Here is an 11,954-nt window from a genome sequence, read left to right as displayed (position 1 = left end):
CCCCAAATCAAAACGCCGCGCCAGCCTCAGCCTCCCCCATCATAGCCTTCCGCACCAACGGAATCGGCGGCCCCCCATAACTCAAGAACTGGTCATGGAACGCCTTCCAAGCCTTCCGCCCACCCCGCGTCGCGGTCCAGTCCGCCCGCAGTTTCCGGATCATCAACTTACCCATCGTATAATTCAGATACGCAGGATCATACGTCCCCCGCGCAGCCTGCTGCTTCGCATTCCCTTCGTCCTGGTAACACTCGTCGACGAACATCCGGAAAGACTGCTCCTGCGTCATCCCCTTGGCGTGCATCCGGATCGCCGACAGATACCGGCAATCCCGCAACAGAGCGTTCGAGATCTGACCGACATGAGTCTCAGGATCACCGTCGTTAAGCCCCGCCTCCCACATCATCTCTTCGGCATAATGCGCCCACCCCTCGGCGAACGCATACCCGACGAACAGCCGCCCGAGGAGCGAAGGCGACCGGTTCGCATGCAGGAACTGGACGAAATGCCCCGGCATGACCTCGTGCACCGACGTGAACAGCAGGTCGTTCTTGCCCGGCACGAACGCATCCTGCACCGCCTTGGTCCAGCTCGGGTCGGGCGGCGAGATGTAATAGATCGACGGCACCCCCGTCTCGAACGGTCCCGGCGGATCGATATACGCCGAGTTCTGCCGGTTATACGGCGGCGATTCCTCGACCAGCGCCTGCTCGGTCCCCGGAATCGTCAGCAGGTCGTGATCCACGACGAACTTCCGCAACGTCGGGATCTGCCGCCGAGCCTCCGCAACTGGGCCGCCGACCGGCTTGTTCGCGTTCATCTTGTCCATGCACGCCGTGATCGACAGCCCCTTGGCGAATGCCCCGCACGCCTGCGCCAGCGCCGCCTGGTTGCGCTTCAGATCGGCGACACCCGCCGCCTCGAGCTGGTCGAGCGGCGTATCGACACCCTCGGTCATCGCCACCATCCGCGAGAACTTGTCCGCCCCCAGCGCGAAATCCTGCGTCGCAGTCGCGCGCTGGCCCTCGGTCCACGTCCCCAGATCGCGCATCGCCGCCGCCGCTGCCGTCGCCACATCGGTCAGCTGCTTCTGCGCCGCCGCGTCCTTGACGCCCGCAAACGCCTTCACCGCATCGCCGCTGTAATAATCCGCAAAGCCGTTGAACGCCGCCGCCCCGAAATTGACGTAGCTCAGCGGCATCGGCGCCTTGAGGTTCGCCTTGATATTGCCCGCCGCCGCCGGGATCTTCTGGAAGAACGCGGTCAGCGCCTTCATCCGCGTCGGCGCATCGGCATAGTTGCGCGCGATATAGACGTTCGGATCGAGCCCCGCGCCGACATACCAGGACGGGTTATGATGCGGCTGGTCAGCGTCCTCCAGCCAGAACAGCTTCCCCTTGGCGACCTGCACCAGATAGTCGCGCTCGAACGCCTCGGCAGGCTTGAGGTCCTTGAACGCCCCCGCCTTGTCGATCGCGCCATGCAGGAAGTCCGCCTGCCGCTTCAGCCCCGCAGCGCTCCAGTCGCCCAAGCCACCGTCGTATTCGTGCTTGCCCTGATACACCGCGTTGGCCGGATCGATCTTGAACCATCCGTCGATGAAGCCATCGCGGAACCCCGCCCAGTCGCTCGTCGCAGCGGTCGTAGACGCAGCGGGAGCCTGCGTGTTCGAAGGAGTCTGCGCGGGGCCGCACGCGCTCAAGGCGAGGACCGCGCCGAGCGCCGTCGTCAAAAGTCCGATCCGCATCCTGTCTCCGATTCCGATTCGTCTGGTACCATGCTGCCAGTCGAAGCCTCGGTACGCCAGCGTGCGGAACGGCGCGTACGATGAGCCGTTGAACCGTCACCTCCCTCGAGAGACTGGATAGCTTCATGCCCTACGTAAAAACCCGCGACGGTACAGACATTTACGTCAAGGACTGGGGCACGGGTCGCCCGGTGATCCTGACGCACGGCTGGCCGCTCAACGCCGACAGCTGGGACGCGCAGGCGATGGCGCTCGCCAATGCCGGCTTCCGCGCGATCGCCTACGACCGCCGCGGCTTCGGCCGCTCGGGCCAGCCCTGGACCGGCTATAATTACGACACGCTGACCGACGATCTGGCCGACGTGATGGAAGCCACCGGCGCGCAGAACGACGCGACGATCGTCGGCTTCTCGATGGGCGGCGGCGAGATCGCACGCTACATGAGCCGCTACGACGGCAAGGGCGTGGTTGCAGCCGGGCTGATCTCGTCTGTCGTGCCGTACATGCTCAAGACCGACGACAACCCCGATGGCGTCGACGAGGAGACGCTCGCGAGCATCGGCGCGGGTATCGAGGAAGACCGCCCGGCGTTCTTCAAGACATTTCTCCAGCAGTTCTTCGGGGTCGGGTTCATCACTTCGCCGGTCAGCGACGAAGTCGTCGACTGGGCCTGGAGCCTTGCGATGCAGGCCGGCCTGCACCCGACTCTGGAATGCGCCAAGGCGTTCGGCCACACCGACTTCCGCGCCGACCTCGCCGCCTTCCGCGTACCGACGCTCGTCGTCCACGGAACGAGCGACAAGACGGTGCCGATCGACGCCACCGGTCGCGCCGCGGCCAAGGGCATCGCCGGCTCGCAACTGGTAGAATATGACGGCGCCCCGCACGGCCTGACGATCACGGAGAGCAGTCGCTTCACGAACGACCTGCTGACGTTCCTGGGTCGGTAGACACTTGATCGGAAGCCGACCCCTCTTCTCCCCTCCCTGGAAGGGAGGGGTCGGGGGTGGGTCGGCTTCCGCATATTCGAACGGTGGCGACCCAAGCCGGCCGACCCACCCCCAACCCCTCCCTTTCAGGGAGGGGAGCAAAAGATCCCCTCCCTTCCAAAGAGGGGTGCAGAAGCTCAGTTCCCCAGCGGAACGATCACCTCGTCCGGATGCGCCACGTTAAGCTCCCGCCGAACCATCTCGTCGACCATGTCCGGGTTCGCATGATCCGGGTTCAGCAACGCCACCCGGTTCTTCAGAACCTCGCGCTTGCGATCGAGCACGGCATAGTCCCGCTCCCGCTTCGCGAGCTGGCGTTTGTAATCGCCATACGCGAACATCCCGTTCGGCCCGAGCACGGCATACGCGCCGAAGAACGCCATCAGCGTCAGCCCCAACGCCGGCCACGCGGCCTTGCGCATCGTCTTCCGCAGTTTGCTGGTCTTCGTCGTCACGCGTGCCATGTCGTCCTCCGGTACCTCTGTCGCAATCCGTTCGTCATCACCGACTGATTAGGCACCTATACCCGTCAAACACCCACCCGTCATTCCCGCGCAGGCGGGAACCCATACTGGCTGGCCTTGCAGCAGGAACACTGCCGTTCAAAAAGTATGGGTCCCCGCCTCCGCGGGGATGACGAGAGGGACTTACCGAAGCGGCTAGACCTAATCAGCCGCCGATCAGGATGTCGCGACCCGCATAGCGCGCCGCATCGCCCAGCTCTTCCTCGATACGGATCAGCTGGTTGTACTTGGCCAACCGGTCCGACCGCGCGAGGCTGCCCGTCTTGATCTGACCGCAGTTCGTTGCGACCGCCAGATCGGCGATCGTCGAATCCTCGGTCTCGCCCGAACGATGCGACATCACCGCGGTATACTTCGCGCGCTGCGCCATCGACACCGCTTCGAGCGTCTCGGTCAGCGTGCCGATCTGGTTGACCTTCACCAGCAGCGAGTTGGCATAGCCGCCATCGATCCCGCGCTTCAAACGCTTCGGGTTGGTCACGAACAGATCGTCGCCGACCAGCTGGACCTTGTCGCCGATCAGGTCGGTCAGCGTCTTCCAGCCCTCCCAATCGTCCTCGCCCATGCCGTCCTCGATCGAGAAGATCGGGTAGCGGCGCGTGAGGTCCGCCAGATACTCCGCCATCTCGCCGCTATCGAGGATCCTGCCCTCGCCCGAAATGTCGTACTTGCCGTTCTTGTAGAACTCGGTCGCCGCGCAATCGAGCGCGAGCATCACGTCCTCACCAGGGGTGTACCCAGCCTTCTCGATGCTCGACATGATGAAGTCGAGCGCCTCGGTCGTGCTGCCGATGTTCGGTGCGAAACCGCCTTCGTCGCCGACGCTGGTCGACAGGCCCTTCTCGCTCAGGCCCTTTTTCAGCGTGTGGAAGATCTCCGAACCGCAGCGGACGGCTTCGAGGATGTTCGACGCGCCGACCGGCACGATCATGAATTCCTGGAAATCGATCGGGTTGTCGGCATGCTCGCCGCCGTTGATGATGTTCATCATCGGCACCGGCAGCAGATGCGCCTGCACGCCGCCGATGTAGCGGTACAGCGGCAGGCCGCGCGCTTCGGCCGCAGCCTTGGCGACGGCGAGGCTCACGCCCAGGATCGCGTTCGCGCCCAGCCGGCCCTTGTTCTCGGTGCCGTCGAGCTCGATCATCGCGCGATCGAGGTCCGACTGGTCCTCCGCGTCCATGCCCAGCACGGTGTCGGTGATCTCGTCGTTGACCGCGTCGATCGCGCCATCGACGCCCTTGCCGCCCCAGCGAGCCTTGTCGCCGTCGCGCTTCTCGACCGCCTCGTGCGCGCCGGTCGATGCGCCCGACGGGACTGCGGCACGGCCGAAGCTGCCGTCTTCGAGCAGCACGTCGACCTCGACGGTCGGATTGCCGCGGCTGTCGAGGATCTGACGTGCATGAAGGTCAATGATTGCGGTCACGTAACGATGCTCCTACCATTTCTGGGTACCGTTCCGGGGACTGGGCCTCGGACCGTTCGCGATGCCTCTATCGTCTCGCGTCATAACGGGCAATCGCACCAGTTATCGGGAACCGCGCTTCGGCGACGGTGTTGAGAGCGTAACAATTTCGAAAGGGATGGCCATGGCCGACACGAACGCAACACCGATGAGCGATGCAGATGTTTCGAACGCTGCCGATCTGAACCCGTCGGAACCCCTGAAGGGCGCGACCATCGGCGGCACGACCGACACTGTCGGTGAGAAGGCCACGGACGCCAAGCAGTTGATCAAGGACAATGCCGGCAAATACACCGCGCAGGCGACCGACAAGGTCCGCACCTTCGCCGAAGACGGGAAGGCGCGCGCTAGCGGTGCCCTGGAGCAGGTAGCCCAGCTGCTGACCGACGCCGCTGGCCAGGTCGATGAAAAGCTCGGCTCGCAATATGGCGGCTATGCCCGCAGCGCCGCCGACACTGTCTCGGGTTTCGCCGACCAGGTAAAGGCCAAGGACATCGACGAGCTGTTCGACGACGCGCGCGAACTCGTCCGCAAGTCGCCGGCTATTGCCGTCGGTGCCGCTGCCGCGGTCGGCTTCGTCGTTGCACGACTGGTTCAGTCGGGCGTCGACGCCAACTCGAAGGGCTGACGCGTTGTCCGAGCCACTGACGTTCGCAACCGCGGACGACGAGAGCCTCGTTTCGATCGTCGGTCGCCTGGCGACCGAGACGAAGAGCCTCGCGACGGCGGAAGTTGCTGTCTACAAGGCGAAGTTCGGCGAGACGGCGACGGCGTACAAGTCGGCCGCGATGTTCTTCGCGGTCGCCGCCGTACTGGGTCTCGCCGCGCTGATCGCACTGCTGGTCGGTGCGATCTTGACGGTAGCGACGCTGGTGGGGCCAGGATGGGCGACCGCCATCGTCGTGGTGGCCGTCCTCGCAGTGGCGGCGATCCTGGCGATGATCGGCAAGTCGAAGCTTCAGACGAAGAGCGAGCCCGTATCATGACATCCGCCAAAGTCGCCGCCGCCGAGATCGAATCGGCCCTCGCTCGCCAGCGCGTCATGATGACGCTCGGGCAATTGCAGGACCGGCTCAACCCGCGGAAGCTCGCGCTGAACGCAAGCCGCGACGTCGCCGATGTCGGCACCGCCGCGCTCAACGCCAGCGTAGAGACGGTGAAGCGCAATCCGGGGCCGACCGCAGGATTTGCCGCGGTCGCCGGATTGTTTTTCGCGCGGCACCGGATCGTCGGACTGTTTCGCCGCGGCCGCTAATCGTTGAAACCTTGAAGTCCCGGCTCGCGTTGAACGACGAGCAGCTTGCCATCAGAAGGACCGTTCCATGACCGACGCAAAGACCACCGCAAACGAAACCGCGCACGAGACCGAGAGCCGTCTGCGCGAGGGCCTCGACACCGTCCGTGAGACCGCGTCGAAGGTCTATCACGACGCCGGCGACAAGGCTTCCGAGGTTCTCGAAGTTTCGCGTGAGAAGACCAAGCGCGTCGTGAACAACCTCGAATCCAACCCGCTCGGCATCCTCGTCGGCGGCCTCGCCGTCGGTGCGCTCGCCGGTGCGCTGATCCCGCGCTCGGCCCGCGAAAAGGAATTGCTCGCCCCCGTCGGCAAGCGTCTCAGCGAAACGATCGTTGCGGCGACTGCGGCTGCAAAGGACGCAGGCCGCTCGGAATTGGGCGAACTGGGCCTGACCAAGGACAATGCGCGCGATCAGGCCAAGGGTTTGCTCGAGGGGATCGTCAAGGCGGCCACGACGGCTGGTACCGCAGGTGCGAAGGCCGTTTCGCAAAAGCCTACTGTCTAAGGGTTCAAACCGCGGGTCGAACACGCTAGGGAGGCGGCAACCCCCTCCCTAGGAAAGCAAGCGCATGAGCAAGCTCCACCTCGTATTCGGCGGCCGCGTCAGCGACCCGCGCACCCTGGATTTCAACGATCTGAGCAAGATCGAATTCGTCGGCGTGTTCCCCGACTATGCCAGCGCCGAGAAGGCCTGGCGTGCTGCGGCGCAGCGTACGGTCGACGATGCCGAGATGAAGTTCGTCGTCGTGCATCTCCACCGCATGCTCGAGCCGAACCTGGGCGCGACCGCGGCCTGAACTACCCCTGAGCCGTCATTCCCGCGGAGGCGGGAACCCATATTGGCTAACGTCGCGAACTGATCGCAACGGCATAGGCTATGGATTCCCGCCTGCGCGGGAATGACGGCGCTAAGCGTCGGCACGTCTGCCTTCGTCGACCTGAGCTTGTGCTCAAGAATTAGCGAAACCGGCAGAGCGCAAAATACTTGCCCTCACCCGTCCCACGGCAAAGCAGCCGCGGGCCCCTTCCCTCTCCCGGCGGGAGAGGGAGAGACGCCAAAGGCGGCGATGGGTGAGGGCACGCCAAGCAGTGCTGCGGTACACGTCGCGCCGGCTTGTTGACTGACGCACTCTGCTCACCCGCTGCCCCCGCCAAAATACGTGGGCACAGCAGACGATGGCGCAAAAGCGCGACCTCCCCCCACCCGTTCGTGCTGAGTAGAGACCGAGTAGGCTCGAAGAGCCGTATCGAGGGCTCGTATCGAAGCACAGGCCCCACACCCCAACCTATCCTTCGATACGCCACTTCGACAAGCTCAGCAGCTGCTCAAGACGAACGGTGCTGGTGCAAATAGGCGTGGAGAAAGTGAAGGGTCGCCAGGACCCAGCCACTCAAGCCGCCCGGTAATGCCAAAGCAACAGAGGCCGAGCCAAAACCAACCCCGCCAGAAACCCGCCGATATGCGCGCCAATAGCAATCGGCCCACTAGCCCCAACCGAAGCCCCAAACCCGGCCAGCCCCATCAGCAACTGGATCCCGATCCAAGCCGCCGCCAGCCAGACCACATGCACGACCCCAGCCGGCACCGGCCCGATAGCCTGCGCCCGTCGCTCGCCATACAACAGCGCATAAGCCCCGACGACCGCCGAAATCGCGCCCGAAGCGCCAATCATCGGCGCGGTGGAGTCAGACCCGAACGCCCAATGCCCCGCCGCCGCAGCATACGCCCCCAGCACGTACAGAACGACCAGCCCGACCGTCCCCAGCGCCTTCTCGACAAACTGCCCGCAATACACCAGCATCACGAGGTTCAGCGCAATATGCGCCCACCCCCCATGGATCAACGTCGCGGTCAGCGGCGTCGCCCAAGACGGCACGATAAACATATGTTCGCTGGGAATACCGAGGTCGGTCATCCGCAACGGAATAAACCCGGCGTTCACCGCCCAGTACCCGAGCGACCCGCTCAGCACCAGAAATCCCGAGACGATGACCGTCACGATCGTGATGATCGCCGTCGCCCGCGTCTCGAAAAACTTCATGGGATCAAATGAACTCGATCTTGGAGACGACGTAATAACGCTCGCCGGCCGGCACCGTGACCTCGACTTCTTCGTCGAGCTTGCGCCCGATCAGCCCACGACCCAGCGGCGAATTATACGAAATCCGCCCCGTCTTCGCGTTAGCCTCGGTCTGGCCGACGATCTGATACTTCACCGGCTTGTCGTTCTCGTCGAGCAACGTCACCGTCGCACCGAACACGACCTTGTCGCCCGACAGGTCCTTCGGGTCGATGATCTGCGCACGCGACAGCTTGTCCTCGATGTCGGAGATCGATGCCTCGACCTGACCCTGGCGCTCCTTCGCGGCATGATATTCCGCGTTCTCGCTGAGGTCGCCGTGCGCGCGCGCCTCTTCGATCGCGTCGACGATCGTCGGACGTTCGGCCTTCAGGCGCTTGAGATCCGCACTGAGCGTCTCATAGCCTTCCTGCAGCATCGGCATCTTTTCGACGGTCGCCATCATCTCGTCCCCAAATTCATTTCCCCGCGCGGGGCGCCATAACGGCCCCGCCCACACATCACGCTTATGTCGGGATCAGTTGTGCGACTGCGAATAATAGGATTGCAGGGGCCGTACTTCAAGGCTGTGCGTCGAAAGCTTGGCAATCGCCTTCGCCGCCTCGAGCGAAGCCGGCGCGGTCGTGAAGTACGGAATGCGTTGCCCCAGCGCCGAAGCACGGATCGGCTGCGAGTCCTTCAGGCTCTGCCACCCCTCGGTGGTGTTGAAGATCAGCGCGATGTCGCCGTCCTTGATCCGGTCGACGATATGCGGCCGCCCCTGCGCGACCTTGTTGACCTTCTCTACCGGCAACCCGGCGCGCGCCAAGTGATCCGCGGTGCCGCCGGTAGCGACGATCGAGAAGCCGGTGTCGACCAACGCCTTCACCGCCTCGACGATCATCGCCTTGTCGCCGTCCTTCACGCTGACGAAGACATTGCCCTTGGTCGGCAGGATCGTCCCCGCGCCAAGCTGGGCCTTGGCAAACGCGATCGTGAAATCGGGATCGATTCCCATGACTTCGCCGGTGGACTTCATTTCCGGTGACAGGACCGGATCGACGCCGGGGAACTTGTTGAAGGGGAACACCGCCTCCTTCACCGCATAATAGTCGATATGCCGGTCGATCTTCGGCAGGTTTGCGAGCTTCTCCCCCGCCATCACGCGTGCCGCGATCTTCGCGATCGGCGCACCGATCGCCTTGGCGACGAACGGCACGGTGCGCGACGCGCGCGGGTTCACCTCGATGAGGTAGACCAGCCCATCCTTCACCGCGAACTGGATGTTCATCAGGCCGACGACAGACAAGGCATGCGCGAGAGCTACCGTCTGCCGCTCGATCTCGGCGATGATCTCCGCCGACAGCGAGTAAGGCGGGATCGAGCACGCCGAGTCACCCGAATGGACGCCCGCCTCCTCGATATGCTGCAACACGCCCGCGACCACCACGTCCGTGCCGTCGCAGATCGCATCGACATCGACTTCGATCGCATCGCGCAGATACTGGTCGATCAGCACCGGCGAGTCGCCCGACACCTGCACCGCGGTCGCGATATAGTGTTCGAGCTGCCCCAGCGTATCGACGATCTCCATCGCCCGTCCGCCAAGCACATACGAAGGCCGCATCAGCACCGGATAGCCGATCCGCTCCGCCGCCGCGACCGCCTCGTCCCGGCTCCGCGCCAGGCCATTGGCCGGCTGCCGCAACCCGAGCTTGGTGATCAGCGCCGCGAACCGCTCACGATCCTCCGCCAGATCGATCGCGTCCGGCGTCGTCCCCAGAATAGGAATCCCCGCAGCCTCGAGCGAGCGCGCAAGGTTCAGCGGCGTCTGCCCACCGAACTGCACGATCACGCCCACCAGCTCTCCCTTAGACGCCTCGACATGCAGGATCTCCAGCACGTCCTCGGCGGTCAGCGGTTCGAAATACAACCGGTCCGACGTGTCGTAATCGGTCGACACCGTCTCCGGGTTGCAGTTGACCATGATCGTCTCATAGCCCGCATCCGCCAGCGCGAAGCACGCATGGCAGCAGCAATAATCGAACTCGATCCCCTGCCCGATCCGGTTCGGCCCGCCGCCCAGGATCACGATCTTCTTCCGATCGGTCGGCTCGGACTCGTTCTCGGGCTCGCCGAAGCTCGGCGCCTCGTAGGTCGAGTACATATACGGCGTCTTCGCATCGAATTCGGCCGCGCATGTGTCGATCCGCTTGAACACCGGCCGCACGCCGAGCTTCAGGCGATGCTGGCGCACCTCCTCCTCGGTCACGCCGCCGGTCATCGCCTTGACGACCTCGTGGATCAGCCCCGAGCCGCGCGCGATCCCGCGGTTCATGCCCCGCAGATTGGCGGATTGCAGCGCCAGCCACGCGAGCCGCTTGTCGCTGAACCCCATACTCTTCAGGCGCCGCATACCGGGAGCATCGATCGGCAGGCCGTCCTTCATCACCTCGGCCTCGGCCGCGATGATCTCGGCGATCCGCTCCAGGAACCACGGATCATACTTGGCGATCGCATGCACCTCGGCGACCGTGAAGCCCTCGCGCAACGCCTGCGCCGCCACCAGCAACCGGTCCGGCGTCGCGACGGCCAGCGCCGCCTCGATCTCCGCGCGCGGCGCACCGACCAGATGATCGACCTGGTTGAAGCCCGACAAGCCCGTCTCGAGCCCGCGCAAAGCCTTCTGCATCGATTCGTGGATGTTGCGACCGATCGCCATCACCTCGCCGACCGACTTCATCGCCGTGCCGAGCGTGTTTGACGCACCCTTGAACTTCTCGAACGCGAACCGCGGGATCTTGGTGACGACATAATCGATCGTCGGCTCGAACGACGCGGGCGTGGCGCCCGTGATGTCGTTGGTGATTTCGTCGAGCGTATAGCCGACCGCCAGTTTCGCCGCGACCTTCGCGATCGGGAAGCCGGTCGCCTTCGACGCCAGCGCGGACGACCGCGAAACGCGCGGGTTCATCTCGATGACGACCAGCCGGCCGTCCTTCGGATTCACTGCGAACTGGACGTTCGAACCGCCTGTTTCGACACCGATTTCCCGCAGCACCGCGATCGATGCGTTGCGCATGATCTGGTATTCCTTGTCGGTCAGCGTCAGCGCCGGCGCGACCGTAATCGAGTCGCCGGTGTGGACGCCCATCGGATCGACATTCTCGATCGAGCAGATGATGATCGCGTTGTCGTTGCGATCGCGCACCACCTCCATCTCGTATTCTTTCCAGCCGAGCAGCGATTCCTCGATCAGCACCTCGGTGGTCGGCGACAGATCGAGCCCGTTGCGGACGATCGCGATGAACTCCTCGCGATTATACGCGATGCCGCCCCCTGAGCCGCCCATCGTGAAGCTCGGCCGGATGATCGACGGAAGCCCCGTCTTCTCAAGGCCTTCCAAGGCTTCTTCCACAGTATGTGCGATCGCCGAGCGCGCGCTTTCCAGCCCGATCCGGTCCATCGCGTCACGGAACTTCAGCCGGTCTTCCGCCATGTCGATCGCATCGGCATCCGCCCCGATCATCGTCACGCCGAACTTCTCCAGCGTACCGTCATGGAACAGCGCGAGCGCGGTGTTCAGCGCGGTCTGCCCGCCCATTGTCGGCAGGATCGCGTCTGGGCGCTCCTTCTCGATGATCTTGGCGACGATCGCGGGCGTGATCGGCTCGACATACGTCGCGTCGGCGAGCTCGGGATCGGTCATGATCGTGGCGGGGTTCGAATTGACGAGGACGATACGATAGCCCTCCTCCTTCAACGCCTTGATCGCCTGCGTGCCCGAATAATCGAACTCGCACGCCTGGCCGATGACGATGGGTCCTGCGCCGATGACGAGGATCGAGGAGATGTCGGTGCGTTTTGGCATG

General features: G+C 64.2%; 12 protein-coding genes. 6 read left to right on the top strand and 6 right to left on the bottom strand.

All coding sequences use genetic code 11. From position 1 onward, the window contains the following. Window positions 1-7 precede the first annotated feature (7 nt). Window positions 8-1,747, bottom strand: a complete 1,740-nt coding sequence (locus QFZ54_RS02150) for a DUF885 domain-containing protein (RefSeq protein WP_307083993.1) — start codon at window positions 1,745-1,747, stop codon at window positions 8-10. Between the two features lie 125 nt (window positions 1,748-1,872). Between QFZ54_RS02150 and QFZ54_RS02145 the strand changes: the two genes are divergently transcribed. Then, window positions 1,873-2,697 carry an alpha/beta fold hydrolase gene (locus QFZ54_RS02145; protein WP_307083992.1) on the top strand — a complete coding sequence of 275 codons (825 nt, stop codon included), beginning with the start codon at window positions 1,873-1,875 and terminating at the stop codon, window positions 2,695-2,697. A gap of 176 nt (window positions 2,698-2,873) precedes the next feature. Here QFZ54_RS02145 and QFZ54_RS02140 read toward each other — a convergent pair whose 3' ends face one another. After that, the gene (locus QFZ54_RS02140; RefSeq protein ID WP_307083990.1) at window positions 2,874-3,200 is read right to left on the bottom strand and encodes an FtsB family cell division protein; all 327 of its coding nucleotides are present in this window, start codon (window positions 3,198-3,200) and stop codon (window positions 2,874-2,876) included. Between the two features lie 205 nt (window positions 3,201-3,405). Beyond that, window positions 3,406-4,686, bottom strand: coding sequence for a phosphopyruvate hydratase (gene eno / locus QFZ54_RS02135; protein WP_307083987.1), 1,281 nt, complete (start codon window positions 4,684-4,686; stop codon window positions 3,406-3,408). 163 nt (window positions 4,687-4,849) lie between these two features. Here eno and QFZ54_RS02130 point away from each other — a divergent pair, with 163 nt between their 5' ends. The 5 genes from QFZ54_RS02130 to QFZ54_RS02110 all read left to right on the top strand — a co-directional run bounded on the left by QFZ54_RS02130 (window position 4,850) and on the right by QFZ54_RS02110 (window position 6,819). Continuing rightward, entirely contained in the window at window positions 4,850-5,353 is a 504-nt protein-coding gene (locus QFZ54_RS02130; protein WP_307083985.1) for a hypothetical protein, read from the top strand. A gap of 4 nt (window positions 5,354-5,357) precedes the next feature. Then, window positions 5,358-5,711, top strand: a complete 354-nt coding sequence (locus tag QFZ54_RS02125) for a phage holin family protein (RefSeq protein WP_307083984.1) — start codon at window positions 5,358-5,360, stop codon at window positions 5,709-5,711. After that, on the top strand, window positions 5,708-5,980 hold the full coding sequence (locus QFZ54_RS02120; protein WP_307083982.1) for a phosphatase: 273 nt from the start codon (window positions 5,708-5,710) through the stop codon (window positions 5,978-5,980). The genes QFZ54_RS02125 and QFZ54_RS02120 overlap by 4 nt, the downstream gene beginning before the upstream one ends. A 67-nt stretch (window positions 5,981-6,047) precedes the next feature. Next, window positions 6,048-6,527 (top strand): hypothetical protein, encoded by a 480-nt coding sequence (locus QFZ54_RS02115; RefSeq protein WP_307083980.1) that lies wholly within the window; start codon window positions 6,048-6,050, stop codon window positions 6,525-6,527. Window positions 6,528-6,591: 64 nt separating this feature from the next. Continuing rightward, window positions 6,592-6,819, top strand: a complete 228-nt coding sequence (locus QFZ54_RS02110; protein ID WP_187504180.1) for a DUF4170 domain-containing protein — start codon at window positions 6,592-6,594, stop codon at window positions 6,817-6,819. Window positions 6,820-7,413: 594 nt separating this feature from the next. Here the strand turns inward: QFZ54_RS02110 and QFZ54_RS02105 are convergent. From QFZ54_RS02105 to carB, 3 genes are all read right to left on the bottom strand, one after another. Beyond that, entirely contained in the window at window positions 7,414-8,064 is a 651-nt protein-coding gene (locus QFZ54_RS02105) for a rhomboid family intramembrane serine protease (protein ID WP_307083977.1), read from the bottom strand. Window positions 8,065-8,068: 4 nt separating this feature from the next. Continuing rightward, window positions 8,069-8,545 carry a transcription elongation factor GreA gene (gene greA, locus QFZ54_RS02100; RefSeq protein WP_056052861.1) on the bottom strand — a complete coding sequence of 159 codons (477 nt, stop codon included), beginning with the start codon at window positions 8,543-8,545 and terminating at the stop codon, window positions 8,069-8,071. Window positions 8,546-8,620: 75 nt separating this feature from the next. Continuing rightward, window positions 8,621-11,953, bottom strand: coding sequence for a carbamoyl-phosphate synthase large subunit (gene carB, locus QFZ54_RS02095; protein ID WP_307083975.1), 3,333 nt, complete (start codon window positions 11,951-11,953; stop codon window positions 8,621-8,623). Window position 11,954: the final 1 nt, after the last annotated feature.

The sequence above is a fragment of the Sphingomonas faeni genome, from assembly GCF_030817315.1.
GTDB lineage: Bacteria > Pseudomonadota > Alphaproteobacteria > Sphingomonadales > Sphingomonadaceae > Sphingomonas > Sphingomonas faeni_C.
The sequence above is the reverse complement of the archived record's forward strand: the minus strand, read 5'-3'. Positions and strand labels throughout refer to the sequence as shown.

What these genes read in the sequence shown, in the direction of transcription:
- QFZ54_RS02150 (WP_307083993.1), bottom strand. Translation starts at nt 1,747, where the DNA reads ATGCGGATCGGACTTTTGACGACGGCGCTCGGCGCGGTCCTCGCCTTG.
- QFZ54_RS02145 (WP_307083992.1), top strand. Translation starts at nt 1,873, where the DNA reads ATGCCCTACGTAAAAACCCGCGACGGTACAGACATTTACGTCAAGGAC.
- QFZ54_RS02140 (WP_307083990.1), bottom strand. Translation starts at nt 3,200, where the DNA reads ATGGCACGCGTGACGACGAAGACCAGCAAACTGCGGAAGACGATGCGC.
- QFZ54_RS02130 (WP_307083985.1), top strand. Translation starts at nt 4,850, where the DNA reads ATGGCCGACACGAACGCAACACCGATGAGCGATGCAGATGTTTCGAAC.
- QFZ54_RS02120 (WP_307083982.1), top strand. Translation starts at nt 5,708, where the DNA reads ATGACATCCGCCAAAGTCGCCGCCGCCGAGATCGAATCGGCCCTCGCT.
- QFZ54_RS02115 (WP_307083980.1), top strand. Translation starts at nt 6,048, where the DNA reads ATGACCGACGCAAAGACCACCGCAAACGAAACCGCGCACGAGACCGAG.
- QFZ54_RS02110 (WP_187504180.1), top strand. Translation starts at nt 6,592, where the DNA reads ATGAGCAAGCTCCACCTCGTATTCGGCGGCCGCGTCAGCGACCCGCGC.
- QFZ54_RS02105 (WP_307083977.1), bottom strand. Translation starts at nt 8,064, where the DNA reads ATGAAGTTTTTCGAGACGCGGGCGACGGCGATCATCACGATCGTGACG.
- greA (WP_056052861.1), bottom strand. Translation starts at nt 8,545, where the DNA reads ATGGCGACCGTCGAAAAGATGCCGATGCTGCAGGAAGGCTATGAGACG.
- carB (WP_307083975.1), bottom strand. Translation starts at nt 11,953, where the DNA reads ATGCCAAAACGCACCGACATCTCCTCGATCCTCGTCATCGGCGCAGGA.